Annotated in this window: 21 protein-coding genes; 2 read left to right on the top strand and 19 right to left on the bottom strand. The window is 57.0% G+C overall.

Annotated features, from left to right (window positions below):
* Positions 1-32 precede the first annotated feature (32 nt).
* The 12 genes from C5Y96_RS21295 to nadC form a co-directional block, all read right to left on the bottom strand.
* Positions 33-554, bottom strand: a complete 522-nt coding sequence (locus tag C5Y96_RS21295) for a tetratricopeptide repeat protein (RefSeq protein WP_105357604.1) — start codon at positions 552-554, stop codon at positions 33-35.
* Positions 555-567: 13 nt separating this feature from the next.
* Positions 568-2,703 (bottom strand): hypothetical protein, encoded by a 2,136-nt coding sequence (locus C5Y96_RS21290; protein ID WP_105357601.1) that lies wholly within the window; start codon positions 2,701-2,703, stop codon positions 568-570.
* Between the two features lie 25 nt (positions 2,704-2,728).
* Positions 2,729-3,433 carry a hypothetical protein gene (locus tag C5Y96_RS21285; protein ID WP_105357599.1) on the bottom strand — a complete coding sequence of 235 codons (705 nt, stop codon included), beginning with the start codon at positions 3,431-3,433 and terminating at the stop codon, positions 2,729-2,731.
* Between the two features lie 38 nt (positions 3,434-3,471).
* Positions 3,472-4,020, bottom strand: coding sequence for a type 4a pilus biogenesis protein PilO (gene pilO, locus C5Y96_RS21280; RefSeq protein ID WP_105357597.1), 549 nt, complete (start codon positions 4,018-4,020; stop codon positions 3,472-3,474).
* Positions 4,017-4,748 carry a hypothetical protein gene (locus C5Y96_RS21275; RefSeq protein ID WP_105357595.1) on the bottom strand — a complete coding sequence of 244 codons (732 nt, stop codon included), beginning with the start codon at positions 4,746-4,748 and terminating at the stop codon, positions 4,017-4,019. The genes pilO and C5Y96_RS21275 overlap by 4 nt, the downstream gene beginning before the upstream one ends.
* Positions 4,745-5,812, bottom strand: coding sequence for a pilus assembly protein PilM (pilM, locus tag C5Y96_RS21270; protein WP_105357593.1), 1,068 nt, complete (start codon positions 5,810-5,812; stop codon positions 4,745-4,747). The genes C5Y96_RS21275 and pilM overlap by 4 nt, the downstream gene beginning before the upstream one ends.
* A gap of 65 nt (positions 5,813-5,877) precedes the next feature.
* Positions 5,878-6,498, bottom strand: coding sequence for a Tfp pilus assembly protein FimT/FimU (locus C5Y96_RS21265; protein ID WP_105357591.1), 621 nt, complete (start codon positions 6,496-6,498; stop codon positions 5,878-5,880).
* Between the two features lie 4 nt (positions 6,499-6,502).
* Positions 6,503-6,745 (bottom strand): hypothetical protein, encoded by a 243-nt coding sequence (locus C5Y96_RS21260; protein WP_105357590.1) that lies wholly within the window; start codon positions 6,743-6,745, stop codon positions 6,503-6,505.
* Between the two features lie 17 nt (positions 6,746-6,762).
* Complete coding sequence (locus C5Y96_RS21255) at positions 6,763-8,964, bottom strand: LamG-like jellyroll fold domain-containing protein (RefSeq protein ID WP_105357587.1); 2,202 nt, start codon at positions 8,962-8,964, stop codon at positions 6,763-6,765.
* 2 nt (positions 8,965-8,966) lie between these two features.
* The gene (locus C5Y96_RS21250; RefSeq protein ID WP_105357584.1) at positions 8,967-9,758 is read right to left on the bottom strand and encodes a PilW family protein; all 792 of its coding nucleotides are present in this window, start codon (positions 9,756-9,758) and stop codon (positions 8,967-8,969) included.
* Complete coding sequence (locus C5Y96_RS21245) at positions 9,751-10,362, bottom strand: type II secretion system GspH family protein (protein WP_105357582.1); 612 nt, start codon at positions 10,360-10,362, stop codon at positions 9,751-9,753. Before C5Y96_RS21245 ends, C5Y96_RS21250 begins: the two co-directional genes overlap by 8 nt.
* Before the next feature lie 186 nt (positions 10,363-10,548).
* A complete protein-coding gene (gene nadC, locus C5Y96_RS21240) occupies positions 10,549-11,472 on the bottom strand; it encodes a carboxylating nicotinate-nucleotide diphosphorylase (protein WP_105357579.1) in 924 nt (307 codons plus the stop codon).
* Positions 11,473-11,614: 142 nt separating this feature from the next.
* Between nadC and C5Y96_RS21235 the strand changes: the two genes are divergently transcribed.
* Positions 11,615-12,007, top strand: coding sequence for a ComEA family DNA-binding protein (locus tag C5Y96_RS21235; RefSeq protein ID WP_158261350.1), 393 nt, complete (start codon positions 11,615-11,617; stop codon positions 12,005-12,007).
* Between the two features lies 1 nt (position 12,008).
* Here C5Y96_RS21235 and C5Y96_RS21230 read toward each other — a convergent pair whose 3' ends face one another.
* Positions 12,009-12,968: a hypothetical protein gene (locus tag C5Y96_RS21230; protein WP_105357575.1), complete on the bottom strand. Its 960-nt coding sequence runs from the start codon at positions 12,966-12,968 to the stop codon at positions 12,009-12,011.
* Between the two features lie 101 nt (positions 12,969-13,069).
* Positions 13,070-14,329 (bottom strand): PQQ-binding-like beta-propeller repeat protein, encoded by a 1,260-nt coding sequence (locus C5Y96_RS21225; RefSeq protein WP_105357573.1) that lies wholly within the window; start codon positions 14,327-14,329, stop codon positions 13,070-13,072.
* 247 nt (positions 14,330-14,576) lie between these two features.
* Between C5Y96_RS21225 and C5Y96_RS21220 the strand changes: the two genes are divergently transcribed.
* Entirely contained in the window at positions 14,577-16,262 is a 1,686-nt protein-coding gene (locus C5Y96_RS21220) for an ABC1 kinase family protein (RefSeq protein WP_105357570.1), read from the top strand.
* A 3-nt stretch (positions 16,263-16,265) separates the two neighbouring features.
* Here the strand turns inward: C5Y96_RS21220 and C5Y96_RS27155 are convergent, their stop codons facing one another.
* The 5 genes from C5Y96_RS27155 to C5Y96_RS21195 form a co-directional block, all read right to left on the bottom strand.
* Entirely contained in the window at positions 16,266-16,445 is a 180-nt protein-coding gene (locus C5Y96_RS27155) for a hypothetical protein (protein ID WP_146115758.1), read from the bottom strand.
* Between the two features lie 193 nt (positions 16,446-16,638).
* On the bottom strand, positions 16,639-17,835 hold the full coding sequence (locus C5Y96_RS21210) for a type II secretion system F family protein (protein ID WP_105357566.1): 1,197 nt from the start codon (positions 17,833-17,835) through the stop codon (positions 16,639-16,641).
* 13 nt (positions 17,836-17,848) lie between these two features.
* On the bottom strand, positions 17,849-19,579 hold the full coding sequence (locus C5Y96_RS21205) for a GspE/PulE family protein (RefSeq protein ID WP_233199044.1): 1,731 nt from the start codon (positions 19,577-19,579) through the stop codon (positions 17,849-17,851).
* A gap of 18 nt (positions 19,580-19,597) precedes the next feature.
* A complete protein-coding gene (locus C5Y96_RS21200) occupies positions 19,598-19,924 on the bottom strand; it encodes an STAS domain-containing protein (protein WP_105357564.1) in 327 nt (108 codons plus the stop codon).
* Positions 19,925-19,939: 15 nt separating this feature from the next.
* Complete coding sequence (locus C5Y96_RS21195) at positions 19,940-20,341, bottom strand: response regulator (RefSeq protein ID WP_105357562.1); 402 nt, start codon at positions 20,339-20,341, stop codon at positions 19,940-19,942.
* Positions 20,342-20,370 lie beyond the last annotated feature (29 nt).

Genomic DNA, 20,370 nt, shown 5'->3' with positions numbered 1-20,370 from the left:
TAACGAAACGCGGTTCGTTTGTAGCTTAGAGGTCAGCGCGTGGTCGTGCCAGGGGCTTCGGTGCGAATCTGGCTGAGCTGAATCAATGAGCTGTCCGGCGAGAGTTCCGCGGCCCGTTGAAAGGCCAGCATGGCCGAGACTGAGTCGCCAGAGAGTTCGAGGGCCACCGCATGCAAGTGATGCAGATTGGCGTCGGCGGGGTGAGCCTGGAGAACCTTATCATAGATTGCGGCGGCTTCGGCAAACTTGTTTTGGGCCATCAACGCTTCGCCGCGAACCAGGACCATCTCTTTGCAGTTGGGGTCGATCTTTTCGATCTCGGCCAGCACACGTTCGCAGTCGGCATAACGACCGGCATCGAGCATGGCCGAGGCCGCTTGCAGACGTGTTTGGATATGCCGCTGGTCAACCAGGCGATGAATCTCTTGCTTGCGCTCGCGCTGCTCTTTGCCTGGGTCCATGAATGCCTGGCGGATCGACGGCGAAATGGCGCAGCCGATGCTTTGAGCAATCGTAGCCGTCAGAATCAACAAGGTGACCGAACGTGTGAGCATAGCGACGACTTAACTATTGATGGGGGACAATCCGCGGATTGGGAATCAGTTCCGGCGGTTGGTAGTCGGACGAAATCGGCGGGCCTGATTCGATCTGGTCGAGGTGCCACGGCGAGACTTGCACACCATGGGGATGGTTCCATGGAGCGAGGCCTTCTTTCAAGTGGGAATGAACCGTGCGGTCTCCCAGGCCGGTCTGGGTGGTGATCTCGTCACGCAGGGCAACCGCTTCCAGCAGTTGGTTGTCGTAGTGAATCGCCAGGTTGACGTATCGCAGGGCCGAATAGGCATCGCCGGTGGCCCAGGCCGAGGTGGCCAGGCGATAGTAGTTGCGGCCAATGTGCCGCTTGCTGAGCGGGCTCATCTTGTCGGCGCTGTATTCGTGCTGCAACTCGAACAGGTCGCGTGCCTTTTCGCCGTCGTTGTTGATGTGGTTCGGATCGACGATACGTGGCGTGATCAGAACAATCAGTTCCTGGCGTTCGAGTTCTTCATGCTTTTGACGGAAGAGGAGCCCTGCCCCCGGCAAGCTGCCCAGGTAAGGGATCTGGAAAGTTGACTTCGTTTGGCTGCTTTTGATCAGACCACCAATGACCACCGTTTTGCCGTCGGGGCACATGATGTTGGTGGTGACCTGGGTGACTTCTTTGTCGGGAATGGTGAGGCCTGATTCGACACGGACTTCGCCGGTCGAGATTTCCGGATGAACATCCAGGCGAACCATGCCGTCGTTGGTGATGAAAGGACGGATACGCAGCTGCGTACCCACTTCCAGAAACTCGACCGACTGGGTCGAGGCCGTTTCGGTGACGGTCGTGCTGATATAGCCCTTTTGTTCACCGATCAGGATTTCAGCGCGTTGCTTGTTCAATACCAGCAGTTGAGGCGCGGCGATCACGTTGGTTTCGCCGACCGCTTCCAACGCTTCGACAAACAGCGACAAGTTGGCGTCGAGGTAACCGAGCTTGAGCCCCCCTTCGGTGAGATCCAACGAGGCGAGACTTTGCGGAGGAAACCCGGAGATCAGACGAATGTTGTTGTTCTGGCGGAGTGCTTCAAAGCTGACGCCCATGTCGAGCGAGTCATCCAGTTGCACGCTGAGAATCATTGCTTCGATAGCAACTTGCAGCGGTCGGCAGTCGATCTCGAGGATCGCGCGGTCGATCTTGGCGAGGTTCTGTTCGTAGTCGCGGATGATGACCGTTTCGACGCCGGCGTAGTCGTCGGAGCCGGGGTTGTTGGCGTCGGCGGCGATGCCTATCTTCGATTCGGTGGAAATGCTGAGCGAACCGACCGATTCGGTCAGCATGGGGGTGATCAGCGTCTGCACTTCGATGGCCCGGATATATTTCAGGCGATAGATGCGTGTGCCGATCTGGTCTTGCAGACGCTGCATGTTCTGCATGTCTGCCGGCGTGCCGACGTAGATGAAGTCCCCTTCTTGCTGCATGACGTACCCGGTCGAACGCAAGATGGCGGCTAGTGCCGTGCGAACGTCGACCTTGGTGAGGGAAGCGGAGACGGTGCCTTGCACGCTTTGGCTGGGCAGAATGTTGAGTTGCCCTTGTTCGCTGAGCAGTTCCAGGACTTCGCGTATGTCGCTGTCTTGAATCACGATCGTCAGCTTGTCGTCCCCTTCATCGGGGATGATGCGGGGCTGCGTGGGACGCGGCAGCAGGTTGTCGCTGGGGCTGGGTGCCGGAGCTTCTTCCACCGGCAGCGGAGCTTGCACGGCGGTGGTTTGCGTTTCGGGCTTACTGGTTTCGACTTTGGAAGTGGCGACTTCCTTCATGGAATCGATCGCCTTGTTCACGACTTCCCACGAACGATTTTGCGAGTCGGCCATCTTTTGCTGCGTGGCCTGCGAGTCTTCCAGGGTCTTCTTGATCGCTTCGAGATCGAACTGCTGCGTCACGCGTGGTTCGAGTTCGATTTGCGAGGCGGGGCGAACGGCCGGATCGATGTGTACCGTTGGCGTAGTGATAGCGACTTCAGGCTGGGGATCCGCCGGCGCGACTACTTGCGTTTGCTGGGCCAGGAATGTCGGGAGTTCCCACTGAGATAAATCGCACGACTCCAGGAAGATTGCCAAGGCAATCCCGCCAGAGGTACTGACCAGCAGCAGCGATAGAATTAGAAATTTTTTCATTCGACTTCCATGTCGATGGCGGATCTCAGTTCTCGGGGGAAATCAAGTTTCCGTTGCGGAGGACCAATCGGTGATTGTCCGTCAGGGTTACTTCGTCGATGGGCAACTCATGGACTCGTTGAGATCCCTTTAACGAGACGCCCCATGGGTGCACTTGGACGAGCGTGTATTGGATGTTGGCATCGGTGGCACGGATGGTGTCTCCGACGCGGTAGTTCTGGTTATTGATTCGGGCAATGGGAACGCGACCACCCACGATGACCGACGTAACGACCAGTCCGGCCGTTTCCGGCGGCACGTCCAAATCGGGAGTCGAGTCTGTCTCGACACGGGTCGAGGTCAGGATCGTCTTGGGTTCCGGCTCAGGAAAAAACGGATCGAAGTTCTCGTGGCGTAACGTTCCCTTCTTCATCCAGGGATCGTCACTGATCTGCTGGGCAATCGATCGCCAGTCGGTTTTGCCGATAGGAGCCTGCTTGGGGGCCGCAGACGCTTCCGGGGTGGGAAGTGTTGTCGCCTGTGGGATGACCAGGTCTTGCTCCTCGGTTTTGTTCGCCACGCTGCGGGTGCCGCTGCCCATCCATTTTTGGACGAGAGGGTACCAGAACCAGATAGCGACCAAAAGCAAACCACCCAGGACCGCTGCCTTGGCAGGATTCCGTTTGATTTCTCGAGTCAGTTGATTGGTATGTTTTTGAATATTCACAGTTTGGACGAGATACCGGGGCATCTCTTCTTTCGTCTTATCGGACTTACGGAATAGTCTTCCTAATGCGAATTCTTTACCGAGACGATAAAAGCCTCAAATTCCATCTCACAGGTAAGGTCGCGTTGTTGCTCGCTCTTGGGTGCTAGCTCGATTTGGCGAAGCCAGATCTTATACGGCAGGCTTTCGATCCTGCCGACAAGGTCGTGAATCTCTTGAAAGGTGCCGCTGCAGCCCAGCCGCACCGGGATACGCTGCACTGCTTGCATCTCGATAACCTGGCCTGGTTCCAGACGCAGCGCGTCGGTGCCGGCTTGCTTGGCGTGCTGCGAGATCTCGCCCAGTAGTTGGCTGAGGTAGAAGTTCGCGTTGGGGACTTCTTCCCAGTCCTTGGTGTACGCTTTCACATCTTCCAGCTCTTGGGCGTGGCGTTGAATTTGTGCTAGCAGCGACTCTTCCTGGCTGACGAGCGATTGCTTCAGTTCCAGCGCGTCGTGTGCCGCGGCGATGCTTCGATTAAGCGGCAGGTAAACCAGCATCACGAAGGTGGCCAGCAGTCCCAGGATTACCAGCAGGATCGAGGTCGAACTTTTGGTCAGGTCTAATTTCATCGGATGCCCTCGGCAAGGGGCGCGGCTTCGATCGTGCGGCCTACGAGGGTCTCGAAGTGATTCAGGTAGCCACGTTTGACTTTGACATGGGCGGTGAAATTCGAGAACTCGCTACCGTCCGACTTTTGATGGGGGTCGATCGACTCGATTTTGGCCGACTCGATAATCTCGGCCTGGTGAAGCGAGGCGAGAAACGTGTACAGGCACGAAGTATCGTCGGTGGTTCCTTCGACTTCGACCGTGCAGCGATGCGCTTTGGCTTCGCCGATCAGTTGCTTGAGGTCTAATACCATCGGGTGTCCTTGCGGAACGCTCTTTCCCTTTTCGGAAGGAGGCTTGGCGCTGGTAGCAGCCAGCTGTTCGACCGTGACCTGCAGCCGCGTGATGGTGATCTCGGTTGGAAGCGGGTTAGCGATCGCGGCGATGATCTGCGACTTCGGATAGGGATGGTCGAGGAAAGTCTGCAGCTTGGCGTGATGTCGTTTGACGGCGACCTCCGCTCGGCTGCGTTCGACTTCCTGCATCAGTTGCATGATCTTTTCGTGCTGCGAGTCGAGCGCTGATACTTGAAGATTCACCGCATGCAGCGATGCCAGTTGGTACAGCAGGACGGCTGACATGCCTGCCACGATCACGACGATCAACAGCAAACGCGAGACCTGAAAGTTGTGGCTCTTGCGTTTTTCGCGGTACTTCTTCGGCAAGAATTCGATTTCGTCGGAAGTCATTTCGAGCCTCCCAACTGCCGGGCAGCCAGACCCGCGGCGACATCCCATTGCGAACGTCGGCCAAGGTTCAGACTTGTTTCGTAAATACGCAGTGGGTCGCCCAAATCGGTTTCGATTCCGGTGACACGCTGTAGTTCCGTGCGGAGAGACTCGGTGGCTTCGCCGCCGGAGAGAACCATGCGGACCAGCGGCTTGCCGCGGAATGTCACGCTATGGTACCGAATGCACATGGCCAGTTCGGACTGCAAACGTTCGAGTTCGTCTCGCATGGCGTTGATAACGCTGCGTTCGACTTCCGGTGTCTGCTGCGAACGGCGACGGTCGGAGTTGTGTTTGCGAAGGTTGACGGCGTCGGACAAGCTCATGTCGAGTTGCCGGGCAACGGCTTCGTCGAAGTGCCGCCCGCCGACATCGATGTACTTGACGAACAGTGCCTGCTTCCCCTGGGCGATGATGACCAGCGTGTTGGTATAGCCCACATGAAGGTAGATGACACGGTCCTCTTCGTCGGCTTCGCGCCGGTATTGGGTGGTAAACGATCGCAAGATGGCCATCGGTTCGACATCGACCGAAACGGGGCGGAAACCGCTCTTTTCGCACGTTTCGAGAATCGCTTCGAGCTTGGGTCGGAAGCAGGCCATGATGATGACTTCACGCAGGATCTGCTCGCCTTGGCGAATCTCTTCGGACTCGACAAAGCGAATTTCGGCATCGAGCATGGAGTAAGGAATGCGGTCGGCCGCTTCCTGGTGAACGATGTTGGACAGGGCTTTGGTGTCGTTCTTTCCGACGCGAATGTTATGCAGGAACAAATCGCGTTGGTGAATGCAGATGATCGCGTCGTTCCCACGGAAATTATGGCCCGTCCGCGCACGCTGGAGGGTTTGGTTCAACACGTCTAAATAGGTGTCGAAGTCCTTCTCGGCCGATACGTCTTCCGGAAAGTCGACGGACGTCGCTTCTTGGATCGAACTGTAGTCCTTAGCGAACTGGATCATCTTGATCGATTTAGAACCGATGTCGATGCCGATCGGGTTGTAGCGAGCTAAGGGAAGCCGAATCATAGCAGTCGTAGGGAAACCGAAAGCCGGGCCACGGACGCGGCCGCTAAAGTTCGGCTGGCGTACGATCAGGTCGAGGCTTTTGCGCTCAAAATGTTTGGGGCCACGTTCGTGATCTCGCCAATGGTGGTCAGCCCGGTTACCGGATTGATCTCGATCGGCAAGTAGATCTCCTCCGCCCCAGCCCTGGAGGAAAGCCAAATAAGTGTAGGTTGCTTTCGCGTGGTCTGACCGAGCGTGTCGAATTCAATCGAAGTGACCTCTTGGGGCGATGGTTCGTCTGTGACGATTGCACCGATTCTGGCACCTGAGCCGACGTGCGGGAAATCTGAGAGGAGCACGATCAGCGACTTCTCATCATCCGAAGGCTTGCGAAATGGATTGTCCGGCAAGGTATCCAGCGAGGTATTCGTACCGGAATGGGTCAGGACGTAGCCATTTCGTGTTTTGTGAAAGGTGACCAGGTAGGTCGAGTTGTTAGAAATCGCCAGCGAACGGGCATATTCCATGTCGGCCGCAACGATCTGTGCCGCACCCCGTACCTGGTCCGGGGCGGTCGCACCGAATTGGGGAATGATGGCCGCGGCCAGGATCCCCAGGATCGCCACGGTGATCAAGATCTCGATCAACGTCAGCCCACGACGCATGCGCGGCGGTTGGAGCGAATTACTTGTCGTCGTAGCGAGCATCGATTTACTTCGATTCCGTGACTTGAACTTTTAATTTGCCAGACTTGAGCAACATGTTTTGCTCGCGCAGGAGTTGATTCGATTCCTGCAAGAGTCGAATCATCGATTCTCGCTGTTGTACCGCGTTGGCAAATGGCTGTTTCGTTTCCGGCGGTGCCGCGTGCCCTTGCGAGTACCACCATCCCCCAGCCAGGCAAACGATGTTTGCAATGATCAACAGTTGCCAGCGTTTTTGGGTATCGTTCATGTTCAAACTCCTTTGGTTTAAATGCCGCCGTCGTCCTTCCAACGGACGAGCTCCCACACGAGGCCTGTATCGCTGTCCCCCTTCTGGTAGATCGGTTGGCCGAGGTCTAGCCATTGGTAGGTCGGAGCCGTTTCAGGCAGATCGATTGTAACCTTATGCTCGAATTTCGCAGAGGTTGTTTCGTTCAACCAGCTGGCGAAGTTCGCCGACGTGTTGGAATGCCCCACGTAGTTGACGAAGTTGGCTAAATAGTACGAGGAATAGTAGGCAACCGCGGCCCACTCGGTTTTGGCGTTCAGGTCGAACTGGTCGACGTAGGCCTGACCGGTAAGTTGAAGCGATGAACTGGTATACAGGTTATCGATCTGCAAGTCACCGATCGCAGCCACAGCGCCTTCGATCGTAGCGTTGACGCTGTAGAGGGCGTGAATGTCATCGCTCGCGAGTAGGGTCGGCAACTGATAGACGGTCGAATCTCCGTCGAGAGCTGGTAGATTAACCCCTTTAATGGTGAGCGGGTTTCCTCGCAATTGAATATCGCTGCCTGAATTCTGCGCAATCAACGTTCCACGCAAAGTGGTCGCATGATCCAGGGTAACCGTACCAGAGCTGCGAAAGATTCCCAGTGGATTGGTATCGAGATCAGGTTCGAGCGTTTGATAGTTGACGGTCGAACTGAGCAAGGGGATCGTGTACTCTTTGCCGCCTGGGTACAGGCGATACGTCGAGCCGGCGAATGTCGAGCCACTTGTGGAAGTGGTAGGTGTCGAAGTGTAGGAAAGGTTGCATCCCAGTTGCCGACTGACGGTCAGCGCGGTGCTCAATTCGTTGCGATCACTGGAAAGCGTGACATCCCCGGCCAGCGGACGATAATCTCCCTGATCGGCATCGGCCAGGCTTTTGGTGGCCTCTAAATAACGGGTTCTCGCCGAGCCAGGTGGGTTGTCGCCGATCCAGGCCAGGATGTCGCTGGAAGATTGAGGAATGCCGTAGGCGGTCCATGAATCTCGCAGCGTTCCGTTAACGTACAACTTGGCCTGGTTCGTACTGGAATTGAACGTGAGCGTCAGAAGGACCCAGGAATTGGTCGACAATGCGCCGCTGTTGGGGACTCGTTCGTAGAAATTGCTCGACGTTTTTAAGCGAACCCTGGGGTAGGAATATCCGCCACTTCTTGTCGTGCTGAGCATCCATTGATGGTTGTTGGCATTGGTATGCGTGGCCTTGGAAAGAATTCTTCCGTCTTCATTGTTGCCGGTGAGGGTCATCGGCATGACCCAAGCCATGATCGTGAAGTTGTACGGGTTGGGAAGCGACATATTCCCCAAATCGACGCGTCCCGAGACACCATCGAGGTAGACGGCCTTGTTGCCGCCACCGATATCGATGCCAGGATAGACGCCTCCCTGATAGGTTCCGTTGCGTGAACCGGCGGAGTCGGTCGCGACCGTCGCCGAAGAGCTCGCTTCATTGAATCGCCACCAATGCCGAATGCCGGTGGTCGACAAGGCACTGGAAAGGGTCGAGTTGGTAAGATTACCAACCAGGCTAATCGTAAAGATTTCAAAGCTGCCCATGTCGCGGTCGTAAATGGCTATTTCGTCAATCAAGCCGTGGAATGGCCGATTGGTCTTTTCCCAGTCTTCGCAAAGATTGAGCTTGCCGTTGATGAACGTTTTACCGTGAACCTGGGTGGGAGATTCCAGCGTATTGGTGCCGGTCCCGTGGCTGTACATCGAATGTCCTGCGGCGGCAGCATAGCTGCTAGGGTTGGACTGTAGCTTTCGGCGGACAAGCTGCACCACGGCGCGAATCTTGTACTCGGAACGTACCGTCGGATTGATGGTGTCGAACGCGTATCCTGTCGAGACAACGGTCACGCGAAAGGGCTTCTCAGAGTAGTCCGGGTCGTCGGCTTCCAGCCAGGCGTCGCCTGATTGGTAGCTGACCTGGTACGAGCGATTGTTGCCCAGGTTCATTTGCAGTGTCGAGTCAATTCCGCCCCAGTCGCTTTCGTACATCTCGCGCATGCCGGCCGAGAGGCCAGAGATGGCCGCTTGACGGGCATCGGCCTGGCGGCTCATGTTCTGCTGGATTTGACTGGTGGTCGATTGCACACGCATCATCGAATACGACAACGCCAGCGTCACCGACAACAGTGCCAAGACAATCACAACAGCAAAGCCCTGGCGGCGAGGGGGATGGAGATGAATGTTCATGGCTATTTCGTCACCTGGTAATAGATGGCCGAGGAACCAAAGAACGGAACCGCTTGTTCACGCAGGCCGCTGTGCTGGCTAACGTCCGAACTGGGAACCAGTTGCCACTCGAAGTGACACCAGACCTGGCGGACGCCTGCTTTGGACGAATAAATACTGGTGGCCCAGTTCAGATCTTCCCAATCAAGCGAGCCTGCCCGAGCGGCCGCGATGTCGGCATCGCTAGGAACGACTCGCGTTTGAAAGCGAAGCGTGCTGTAATAGTTCGATCCGGCTTTACCGGCTCGTAGCAAGTCGCTGATTTCGACGATCTCGCTGTCTGAGCTATCGATCAGATCGGCAACGAGCGTTCGCCAGCCAGCTTCATCGGCAAGACCCGGAGCCGTGCGCGTATCGAGTTTGTTTCGGATCTCGAGAAGTTGATTCGGGTTTTGCGGGTCGATCGCGAAGAGGACCAGTTCGGAGACCTGCGGGTAACTCGAAAGTGCATCCCCTGCGGGGTCCCAAATCGCGACCGCTTGAGGAAAGTCGTAGCTCGTATAGTAGTAAGTGATCGGGAGAATGCCTGGGAAGCTCTCGGTGGCGTGGGCACCTTGCATGGTGCGTTCGATCCGCTGCAGTATGACCCGGGCATGCTGACCGACGAGGTTCTTTTCCTGCGAATACTCGTTGGCCATCTGGACCGACATGGCCAGTGTGCCAAAGGACAGGCAGATAATTCCCATCACCGCGCTAGCAACCAACAGCTCGGCCAACGAGAGACCTCGTTTCGGATTGTGGGTGCGGTTAGTCATGGGCGGGAATGTATGAAATGACTCGTTCGCGGGAGACGACCTCGCGCCGGGTGTTGTCGCGGTTCTGGCGATAGACGCGGCAAATCAGCACGCGGTAATTCGTGGGTTGGTAATCGGCGACCTGAACCGAATGATTGTTTTCGTTCAAATAAGCGACCTCGACCGTGATCCGCCAGCTAGACAAAAAATTGCTGCGCGGGCGAAATGCTTCCGGGAGGGTGTCTCCTGACGAGTCCGTCGCTGCGAGAGCCTTGCCGTTGACATGCACCGGAGGGGTCGCTTTGTAATTGTTGTAGTCGTCGGTATCGTCGAACTTCGATCGGCCAGGCCCCAGCAGTTCGTCGGGCGAGGCCGAGAGCGATGTCTGATAGGGGTGGGAACGCAAAGCGGGATCGACCCAGCTTTGGCCTTGAATCTCGTCGAGCATCTGTCGGGCCAGGCCATCGGCGATCGTGATCTCTTCCTGCTCGTGGACCGACTCCATGGTCGCTTCGACACCCAGCAGCAGCACGCTGCTGGCAAACGCCACAATCGACATCGCGACGACAGCTTCCATCAGCGAGAAGCCAGTGCGGAGACGGTTTAGGGTGACGATTGTAGGCATGATTCCGAGTTTCAGACGCCGCGTGAAGCGAGGGTGTCAGGCCATTACGTATGCCTGAGGGTCCGTCTGAAACTTAGGTTTGCCCTGGTCGTCGTCAATTTTCGCGACGAGAGTTGCCGCAGATAATCGAAAAAAGACCGCATCGCTCGGGGGGCGTGTTGCAAAAAAGCAACATGCCAGCGGCGATCAGCCCCAATCGTATCCCAAGTCGACGTTGACCGCAGAGTGCGTCAGAGCCCCGACGCTAATCCGCTCGACGCCTGTTTCGGCAATGCCGCGGATGGTCTGTAGATTCACTCCGCCGGATGCTTCCAGCTCGACTTCCGGAGCCAACTGATTACGAAGCTCGACCGCGGCGCGGAGCGTTTCGCAGTTCATGTTATCCAGCAAGATGATATCTGGCTTGCTGGGTAGTACCTGCTGGAGCTGTTCGATTCGATCGACTTCGATTTCAATGATCCGTCGCGCGCCGTTGGTCTCGCCCAGTTGATCGATCAGAAACTGCCGCACGATGCCAACCAGGTCGCCAAGCTGGGCCGACTTGCCGGTGAACTGCGTGTACCAGGCCAGGTGATTGTCTTTCAACATCACCGCTTCGTACAAACCGGTGCGGTGATTGGTTCCCCCGCCGCACTGCACGGCATACTTTTCCAGACGACGCCAGCCCGGCGTGGTCTTGCGGGTGTCGTATACCTGGGCGGCTGTTCCCTGGACCTGCTCGACGTACGTGCGCGTAAGCGTGGCGACCCCGACCAGGCGGCCGAGGAAATTCAAGACGATGCGTTCGGTGGTGAGCAAATCACGCACGCTGCCGCCGAGGGTGATCAGCTTGTCGCCGGGCTGCATGGCCGAGCGGTCGCTGTGGTGATAGGTCGCTTCGATATCGAGTTCCAGTTCGTCGATCATCAAGTCGATGATTCGGCTGCCGGCGAGTACCCCTTCCTGTCGAGCCACGATGCGGACTTCGCCGGTGGCCGATTCGGGAATCAGGCTGAGGGTCGACCAGTCGTGCTCGCGGCCTAAATCCTCGCGCACGGCCAGGTCGAGAAGTTGTCGGCTATCGTCCTGCAGCAGGTCATCCCAGGCGACTTGATGGAACTGTTTGGCCATGATTTTCGTTGCATTTTCGAGGGGATTTCGACGGGCGACACATTCTTGCTCGCCCTGGTGCGATTCATTGTCGATAATGGGAGCTTCACGACCAAGGGGTGACATGGGTACCAGGCGGCAAAAACCGGAAGAGCGAATCGTTATGCGGTGGTTTCTGCGCCGCGGCGATCAGCTTGTGATTGCGTCGATCCTGGTGATGACGGTGCTTTCCGGGGCCGCTTACTTCGGCATGCAGAAGATGCGGTCGATCGACTACATCGACATCGACCAGGCACCCAGCGTCGAATATCGGTTTCTGGTCGATGTGAACCAGGCCGATTGGTCGGAACTCGCTCAGTTGCCGGGGGTTGGCGAAACGTTGGCCAGGCGGATTGTGGATTCGCGAGAAATGCAGGGACCGTTTCTCGATCACTCGGACCTGCAGCGCGTGAAAGGTATCGGACCGCGGACGGTCGAATCGCTGCGAGGTTACCTGCTGCCGATGCCCAAGGCGGAAGCTATCGCGTCGGACGCTTCCGCCGTGCCAGCGAGTTAGATTAACGACGGCCGACGTAGAAAGCAGGATCGTCGACCACCCAGGGGGTCGACCAGCTCTTGCCGTTGTCGAAGTTGAAGATGTTGAAGAACATCCCGCTGACCGTTTCGATTTTGTAGTTGTACGGCAGGTACGAAGCGACCAGGTCTTTGGAAGTCAGGTCGTCGGCACCTTCCGAGATGAAGTAGTGGCAGCGGCCATCCGGCGTGAACGACATACCGATCGTCCACCAGCCGAGTTGATCGACGCTGATCATCGGACCTCGCACGTCGCCATGCGGGGCACCGCGGATGATCCATTGGGCTTTCGATTCTTGTTCGCTGCCTTGCTTGGCAGGTTGGAATTCGATGAATATGCCTGGCCAGTTTTCTTCGGTCTCATTCGAGGTGTAGCTGAACAGGCCGGCACCCTTCTTCTTCGAGCGGCTACCGACGCAGGTCGTGCGGAAACCGAACGTGGCGGCACCCTTGTATTGTTCCCACTTGTCGAACGGCGGCAGGTATACCCGCGTCACGGCGCTGGGGAACTGACGAACCGAGTAGCTGCCGGGGACGCGGCAAATGAAGTCGTCTTGTCCCAGTTCGTTGCTGGCGCGGAACGGGATGTTGGACTGCAGCGTCATCATCAACAAGGCACCTTTGCTGCCAGGGATGCCACCTTCTGGCGTTTCGACGCGGCGAATGTAGTCGGGATGACCACGCTTGCTGCTTTCGCCCCACAGCTTGTTCTTCGACATCCCACCAGGCAGGCGAACGTTGTTGTCTTGTTCGTGGCTCGACTTGGGGTGATTGTCGATGTATTCCCAGTTTTCGTCTTCCAGGTCATCGATCCAGATGCGCTGGCCTTGCCCCGGCACGACCGGGTTCTGAGCCCAGACAACCGAGGCGGTAAGACAGGAAAACGCGAGTACGAAAGCAAAGCAAATACGCATGGCACTATCGGTTTTGCTAGCTGGTGGCATTGGTGGTAGTCCGTACCAATCGGGCAACCTCTTAGGGCTCTTATCGGCTCAAGAGTAGCGATTATTCAGGAAATACCGACCTGGGGGAACAGTGGCGGAAACTACTCGCTTCCGATCGCCCACAGGGCATCGAACGTGCGCAGGTAGATCTTTCCGTTGCTGATAACCGGCGACGCGGCAATCGCTTCCCCGATTTCGTTCTGGGCGAGGATCTTGAACTCGCGGCCTGCTTGCACGACGGTTACCATGCCGTCGCGACCGGTGAGATAGATCTTTCCGTCGGCATACACGGGGGATGCACGATGGCGAATGCGGTTGGTGCGTTCCTCGTAAAGCTGCTTGCCTGATTCCTTTTCCAGGACGATCAGGTTGCCGTTTTCGCGGCACAGATAGACCAGGTCGTCCACGATCAGGGGCGAAGGTACGTCCGGCGTGATCTCGAACGTCCAGTAGTAGAGGTCTTTCTTGTCGGTGATGTTGCCCTTGCCGGTGGTCTTCACGGCGGCGGTGATACCTTTTTTAGCCGAGGGAACGACGACCATCCCATCCTTCGCGACCGGCGAGGAAACAAAACGCAGGGTAACGTCGTACTGCCCGGGAGGATGCAGGCCGCCGACGCGCCAGATCTCTTTGCCCGTTTCCAGGTCGTAGGCAATCGAGTAGTCGGCACCGTGGGTCAACAGGAACTTGGCTTCCTGGCCGTCGTACACGATCGGCGAGGCATAGCTGTGTTCGCATTCCTGGCGAGCATCGCTGGTGCGATCGGTCACCCAGGCTTCTTTGCCGGTGGCTTTGTCAAGCGCCACAACCTTGGCTCCGCCGCTGTGGATCAATTGCAGGTAGATCTTGTCGTTGTGCAGAACGGGTGTGCTGGTCAAACCGAACTGGATATCGAACTTGCCGTACTTGTCTTGCACGTTGAACTGCCAGACTTCGTTGCCTGCGAAGTCGAAGCAGGCGAGCGCACCGCTGGTGAAGAATGCCCAGACGTGCTTGCCGTCGGTTGAAGGTGATGGTGCGGCCGAGTTGCCTTCGTCGCCGCGGACTTCCTTGTTACCGCTCCCCATCTTTCGTCGCCACTTCTCGACGCCGTCGGTTCCGATACACATCAAGATGAGGTCGTCGTCGGCAACAGAAGTCACGAAGATATGATCATCCCACACGACCGGTGTTGAGCCGGCTGCCCCTGGCATGGGCAAACGCCAGGCGATATTCTTGTCGGCACTCCATTGGGTGGGGACGTTCTTTTCAGAACTGATCCCCTGGTTTTCCGGACCACGCCACGAGGGCCAATTTTCGGCGGTCGCGGACGAAACAATGGTAGTGACAAGCAGGAGAACGGCGGGAATGGTACTTTTCATGAGGTGGTTTCCGTCGGAGGACAACGGGTCAGGCTTCGGAGGAATGCCGCATTATACGGGGTAATCGACCGAAAAATCGGACGAAACGGCCCTGCTTTGCCCCGGACTGCCTAAATTTGGCCCGAGAAGTGCGGACAGGGAAAGTTTGCGGCATTATGCTGAGGCGGTCAAGACTTCCTACGTCTCAGCCTGGTCGTAGATGCTTGAATTAATAGGAAAGGGGTGTCGACCTCCTTTGAGAAGATTCATGAGACTCACCAATATTCCCCAGCTTTATCGCAACGTAAACCGCTGGACCGAGATACTGTCGGTGCTCAGCCGGTATGGGCTGGCGGATTGGATTCAGCGTTTTCAGTTCGACTTCGCCAAAGGATTCCTCAAAGATCGCGATGGGGAGGTCCTGGCGAAATATACGCGCGAAGCCCGCGTTCGCATGGCGTTAGAGGACTTAGGCCCCACGTTCATCAAGCTCGGACAGATCCTGAGTACCCGCCCTGATATTGTCGGCGTCGATCAAGCGGAAGAGTTGAAGCAGCTCCAGGCCAATGTCCCGGCCGATCCTCCGGAGCAGGTTCGCAAGCTGATTGAAGAAGAGCTCGGTCAGCCGATCGATCAGTTGTTCTCGACATTCGAAGACACCGCACTCGCCTCGGCATCGATTGGCCAGGTACATCTGGCTCGGCTGTTTACCGGCGAGAAGGTCGTCGTTAAGGTTCAGCATCACGGCATCGAGAAGAAGGTCTCTGAAGATCTCGACATCTTAAGCGGGCTGGCCGCACTGGCAGAGAACGTGCCGGAATTCCGCGACTACCACCCCAAGGCCACCGTTGCCGAGTTCCAGCGGGCACTGCGCCGTGAACTCGATTTCGGACGCGAGGAACGCAACATTCTGCAGTTTGAAGCGGCCTTCGAGCACAACGACACGGTTGAGATTCCGAAGGTCTACCCCGACTTGTGCACGCCGCGGGTCCTGACGATGGAATACATCGACGGGATCAAGCTGAACGATCACGAGCGGCTGGTTGCCGAAGGGATCGACCTGAGCGAAGTGGCCCGGCGTGGCGCTGAGCTGTACATGGACATGATCTTCGATTCCGGCTTCTACCATGCAGACCCACATCCGGGCAACCTGGTGCTGCTGCCGGGGGACGTGATCGGTTTGCTCGATTTCGGCATGATCGGACGAATCGATGACCGCCTGCGAGAAGATATTGAAGATCTTTTGATGGGGATCACCGGGCGAGACGCCGAACTGCTGACGGCGACGATCGTTCGTATCGGATCGACTCCGCCGGACCTGGACGAACGGGCATTACGCCGCGACGCGAACGACTACGTTTCGGACTTCGCGAATCAACAACTCGAGGGGCTGAACTTCGCCGACGCGGTCAACGAGATGTTCAAGATCGTGCGGAACTACCGCATTCAGCTGCCTCCCCAGGTGGTGATGCTACTGAAGACGATGATGATGCTGGACGGCACCGGACGCATGCTGAATCCGCAATTCAGTTTGAGTGAACTACTGCATAAGCATCGTCGCCGTATCATGATGAAGCGTTTTTCGCCGTCGCGAAGACTGCGGAAGCTATGGCGGATGTACAACGAACTGGAACGCCTGGCCGAAGTGATGCCGCGCCGAATCAGCGAGATTCTCGAACTGGTGCGGGTGGGCAAGTTTGACATTCACCTCGATCACCGCCGGCTCGAACCATCGGTCAACCGTATGGTGATGGGGATTATGACGGCAGCGCTGTTCATGGGGTCGTCCCAGATGCTTAGCTCGGACGTGCCTCCCCTGCTCTTCAAAGATGAAGCGTGGCTGCAGATGCAAGATATCTCGATCCCCGGGGCGGTCGGGCTGGTGATCAGCTTTGCGATCGGCTTTCGCCTGGTGATGGCGATCAATCGCTCTGGCAAGCTGGATCGAGAGTAAACGCTAGGCCGCTTTTCGATCGGATGGAACGACGACGGGAATCGCGGCGGGTTCTGGCTTGGGAGCAAGGGACTTCAGCACTTGCTCGATCTGCTGGTCGAGGGTGTCCAGCTCTTTCAGAACTTGATCCTGGCGTCGACAAAGTTCGTCGACAATATTAGCGATGCGAGCGGAAGTACTCATGAGGGTGTCCTGAGCCAGGAAAGAGATTCGACCGTAGAAGAATCGGAAGCGGCCGGGACGATCTGAACGACGAAATGGCCCCTGCGATGCTGGCAGGTCGCCCAAAATGTTAAGCTGTGCCGGTCACGTGATCTCTTCGCTTGCCTGACAGCAGTGGAGCCCCCACCAACGGATTGTTCGAGGGCTTGTCGGGTTAGACGTTGCGGCTCAGCGAGAAGATCGGCATGAGCAGCGCCAGGGCGATCCCACCCACGACGACCCCCATCACGGCGATCATGATCGGCTCGATCAGGCTGGTGGTGGTTTTGATCGAAAGATCGACGTCGTGTTCGTAGTGCGTGCTCACTTTCTCGAGCACGTCATCCAGGCGGCCCGTTTCTTCGCCGGCGGCAATCATTTGCACGATCGTGGCGGGGAAGAGCTGGCTCTTGCGCAAGCTTTCGTGAATCTGACTGCCGGAAGTCACGGCATCGATCACATTTCGCCATAGCTGCGAATAGTTCGCGTTGTTGCAAACCTGCGAGGTCAACTCCAACGACTGTAGCATGGGAACATCGCTGCGGACCAGTGTGCCGAGCGTATTGAGACTTCGAGCAATGGTCACCTTGCGAACCATCGGTCCGATGATCGGGACGTTCAACTTCACAGTATCGATGACTTTTTTTCCCGTTTCACTTCGTTTGAATAAGAAGAAGGCCACGATGGATGCGACGAGCGCGGGAATCCAGTACATCCAATAGTTCAACAGAAAGTCGGACGCGGTCATCATGAAGACGGTCGGCCCAGGCAGTTTCACCCCTTTGCGGTTGAACAGCGGCTCGAACTTGGGCAGCACAAAGGTCAGCAGGAAGATCGTCACACCACATGCCAGCAGGATCATGACAGCGGGATAGGCGAGTGCCGCGCGGATCTTTCCCTTGGTTTCGGCTTCCTTGCGAAGGTAGACGGCGACCTTTTCGAGCATTTCGCCCATGAGACCAGTTTGTTCGCTGGCACGAATCAAGGCGATGTACGTTTGGTCGAAGTATTTCGGGTATTTGGCCAGCACCGACGAGAAGTCTTCGCCTCCTTCGACCTCTTTCTTCAGGCCAAGAATCAACTTCTTGAGCGCGTCGTTCTTTTCCTGCGAGGCGATGCCATCGAGCGCCGTGGAAAGGTTGATGCCTGTTTCGATCATCACCGACAACTGACTGGTCATGTAGATGATGTCGTGCTTGGTGATGCGACTGCCGCCGAACGAGAACCCGCCGGATGACTCTTCTTCGATAGAGAGCAACTGTAAGCCATCGCTAGCGAGTACGCTACGAGCTTCCTCCATGCTGTCGGCATCGATGGAGCTGTCGTGAATGTTCCCGAGCTTGTCTTTGGCTTGATAGGCGAACGTTTGCATGGCTTACGACTTTTTAATAGACGATGTCCCCGGTGGCATGGATCACTTCTTCGACGGTCGTGATCCCTTCTTTCACCTTGCGGTAGCCGTCCAGTTGCATTCCGATCAGCGAGTTATTGTTTTGAGCGATCCTCCGCATCTCGGCCAGCGAAGCACCATTGACGATCGCGTCGCGTAGTTCGTCCGAAATGGTCAGCAGTTCATGAACGCCGATACGTCCGCTGTACCCGGTGTTGCGGCATGCGCGGCAACCGACACCGCGGCGGAACGAGTCGATCTCGTACCCCATGCGTTCCAAGGCTCGGCGGAGGTTCCGGTCGGGTTCGTACGACTCGCTGCACTTCGGGCAGATGCGGCGGACCAGACGCTGGGCAAGCACCATGTTGAGCGCGGCACCAATCAGGTAAGGCTCGACACCCATGTTCACTAGCCGCGTCACGGCCGACAACGCATTGTTGGTGTGCAGCGTGCTAAGCACCAAGTGACCGGTAAGGGCCGCTTGAATGGCGGTTCGGCCGGTCTCTTCGTCGCGGATTTCACCCACCATGATCACGTCGGGATCTTGTCGCAGAAGCGTTCGCAAAGCGACCGAGAACGTCAGGCCGACGCGTTCCTGCACTTGAAACTGGTTGATCAGCGGCAGGTGGTATTCGATTGGGTCTTCGACCGTGCAGATGTTGTTCTCCATGGTGGCGATCTCGTTGAGCGCCGCGTACAGGGTCGTCGACTTACCGCTACCGGTCGGGCCGGTAACCAGGACGATCCCGTTAGGAGCATGCACGTTGGCCGAGAGCCGCGTGAGAATGTCTTCGGCGAAACCGAGGTTCTTGAGAACGAGCGTGACTTTCTTCGTGTCGAGAACACGAATCACCGTCTTTTCGCCCCGATTGCCGGGGAAGGTGCTCACACGAAGGTCGATCTTGCGCGAGTCGAGCATCACGTTCACGCGGCCGTCTTGCGGCAAGCGGCGTTCGCTGATGTCGAGTCCGGCCATAATCTTGATACGGCTGCTCACCGCGTTGAGCAAGTGAATCGGCACCTCGAGCGACTTATGCAGCTTGCCGTCGATACGGTAGCGAACCCGCATGCAGCGTTCGGCTGGCTCGATGTGAATATCGCTTGCCCCTTCCTTGACCGCGTTGTAAACGACGTAGTTTACCAGGCGGATCACCGGAGACTGGCCGGCGATTTCTTCGACGTCGCCAATATCTTCGATCGCGTCTTCGATCAGCGTGACTTCGGTCTCGTTGTTGTCTTCGATGATGTCGTCGATGACGAAGACCCGCGAGTCCGGCAACTGCGAGATCATGCGGCGAATGTCTTTGGACGACGCCGCGACGATTTGCACCTGGAGTCGGGTTTGTGTCTTGATCTCTTCGATCAAGAACAGGTTCGACAGTTCCGACAGGGCAACACTCAGCACCCCGCGAATCTTGAACAGCGGAAAGATGCCGTGCTTTTCGATGTACTCGCGCGGCAGCAAGTCGACCACCTTGGGGTCGTACAGGCGAGCTTCCAGACGCGCATGGGGTACGCCGTATTCGGTAGCCAGGCACTCGATGACGTGATCTTCGGAGCAAAACTCGAGCTCGACCAGGATTTCACCCAGCAGTTTGCCTTGCCCTCGCAATTTCTGATAGGCGAGTGCTTGTTCGAGCTGTTCGACCGTCACGTACCCGCGGCGGATCAAGAGATTGCCAAGCCGAGGCGGGGCGCTGGTCGTGGGGTTCATCATCGATTCCATGGCATCCTTTCTTTCCGCTTAGGCGAAGCTCTTAACGGCATCGATAACGCTATCGAAGACTTCCAGCATCGAATCGAGCCGGGTGACTTCCAGGATCTTGCGATTGGCGTAGTTGGTGGTCGCGATTCGCAGATCGCCCCCTTTCTCGCGCAGGGTATCCTGCACGTCGAGTAGTATTTCGAGGCCGACACTGTCGATCGTTTCGGTGCCATCGAGATCGACGATCAGCTTGTTGCGTTCACGTGATTCGAGAAACGCGCGCACGTTGTCGGCCTGGTCCTCGCCGAGTTCTTCCGGGGTGTGGACCACCATGACAGCGCCAAAGATTTCAGTCGACAGTTTCATAAGCTGTTTGTACTGCTAAAAGGTAGCGACGCCGGGTACGAACTTGCCGGTTTCCAGGATCTCTTGAATGCACTGCACCAGGCCGCGGGGGCTGAAGGGTTTGGCCAAAACGGCCGCGATGTTCAGTTCGGAAGTTCCATCGTCGCCGGAAAGATCGTAGCCTTTGGCCGTTAGCATGATGATCGGCAGGTCGGCCGTTTCGCTATGGGAGCGAATCGTGCGGCACAGTGCCAGGCCATCCATCCGCGGCATGTGAAAGTCGGTGATCAAGATATCAGGCCGTTCCTGCTGAATGGCCTCCCAGGCTTCCTGGCCATCTTCCACACAGGTCACGTCGAAGCCACTGCGTTTCAGTTTGAACTCAGCGGCACGCAGGATGTGCATCTCGTCGTCGGCAATCAGAACTTTGACGGGCATGGGTACGGCTCTTCCTTTCTTCGATGTTG

It is taken from the genome of Blastopirellula marina, assembly GCF_002967715.1.
Classification (GTDB): Bacteria; Planctomycetota; Planctomycetia; order Pirellulales; family Pirellulaceae; genus Bremerella; species Bremerella marina_B.
The sequence above is the reverse complement of the archived record's forward strand: the minus strand, read 5'-3'. Positions and strand labels throughout refer to the sequence as shown.

What these genes read in the sequence shown, in the direction of transcription:
- C5Y96_RS21295 (WP_105357604.1), bottom strand. Translation starts at nt 554, where the DNA reads ATGCTCACACGTTCGGTCACCTTGTTGATTCTGACGGCTACGATTGCT.
- C5Y96_RS21290 (WP_105357601.1), bottom strand. Translation starts at nt 2,703, where the DNA reads ATGAAAAAATTTCTAATTCTATCGCTGCTGCTGGTCAGTACCTCTGGC.
- C5Y96_RS21285 (WP_105357599.1), bottom strand. Translation starts at nt 3,433, where the DNA reads ATGCCCCGGTATCTCGTCCAAACTGTGAATATTCAAAAACATACCAAT.
- pilO (WP_105357597.1), bottom strand. Translation starts at nt 4,020, where the DNA reads ATGAAATTAGACCTGACCAAAAGTTCGACCTCGATCCTGCTGGTAATC.
- C5Y96_RS21275 (WP_105357595.1), bottom strand. Translation starts at nt 4,748, where the DNA reads ATGACTTCCGACGAAATCGAATTCTTGCCGAAGAAGTACCGCGAAAAA.
- pilM (WP_105357593.1), bottom strand. Translation starts at nt 5,812, where the DNA reads ATGATTCGGCTTCCCTTAGCTCGCTACAACCCGATCGGCATCGACATC.
- C5Y96_RS21265 (WP_105357591.1), bottom strand. Translation starts at nt 6,498, where the DNA reads ATGCTCGCTACGACGACAAGTAATTCGCTCCAACCGCCGCGCATGCGT.
- C5Y96_RS21260 (WP_105357590.1), bottom strand. Translation starts at nt 6,745, where the DNA reads ATGAACGATACCCAAAAACGCTGGCAACTGTTGATCATTGCAAACATC.
- C5Y96_RS21255 (WP_105357587.1), bottom strand. Translation starts at nt 8,964, where the DNA reads ATGAACATTCATCTCCATCCCCCTCGCCGCCAGGGCTTTGCTGTTGTG.
- C5Y96_RS21250 (WP_105357584.1), bottom strand. Translation starts at nt 9,758, where the DNA reads ATGACTAACCGCACCCACAATCCGAAACGAGGTCTCTCGTTGGCCGAG.
- C5Y96_RS21245 (WP_105357582.1), bottom strand. Translation starts at nt 10,362, where the DNA reads ATGCCTACAATCGTCACCCTAAACCGTCTCCGCACTGGCTTCTCGCTG.
- nadC (WP_105357579.1), bottom strand. Translation starts at nt 11,472, where the DNA reads ATGGCCAAACAGTTCCATCAAGTCGCCTGGGATGACCTGCTGCAGGAC.
- C5Y96_RS21235 (WP_158261350.1), top strand. Translation starts at nt 11,615, where the DNA reads ATGCGGTGGTTTCTGCGCCGCGGCGATCAGCTTGTGATTGCGTCGATC.
- C5Y96_RS21230 (WP_105357575.1), bottom strand. Translation starts at nt 12,968, where the DNA reads ATGCCACCAGCTAGCAAAACCGATAGTGCCATGCGTATTTGCTTTGCT.
- C5Y96_RS21225 (WP_105357573.1), bottom strand. Translation starts at nt 14,329, where the DNA reads ATGAAAAGTACCATTCCCGCCGTTCTCCTGCTTGTCACTACCATTGTT.
- C5Y96_RS21220 (WP_105357570.1), top strand. Translation starts at nt 14,577, where the DNA reads ATGAGACTCACCAATATTCCCCAGCTTTATCGCAACGTAAACCGCTGG.
- C5Y96_RS27155 (WP_146115758.1), bottom strand. Translation starts at nt 16,445, where the DNA reads ATGAGTACTTCCGCTCGCATCGCTAATATTGTCGACGAACTTTGTCGA.
- C5Y96_RS21210 (WP_105357566.1), bottom strand. Translation starts at nt 17,835, where the DNA reads ATGCAAACGTTCGCCTATCAAGCCAAAGACAAGCTCGGGAACATTCAC.
- C5Y96_RS21205 (WP_233199044.1), bottom strand. Translation starts at nt 19,579, where the DNA reads ATGGAATCGATGATGAACCCCACGACCAGCGCCCCGCCTCGGCTTGGC.
- C5Y96_RS21200 (WP_105357564.1), bottom strand. Translation starts at nt 19,924, where the DNA reads ATGAAACTGTCGACTGAAATCTTTGGCGCTGTCATGGTGGTCCACACC.
- C5Y96_RS21195 (WP_105357562.1), bottom strand. Translation starts at nt 20,341, where the DNA reads ATGCCCGTCAAAGTTCTGATTGCCGACGACGAGATGCACATCCTGCGT.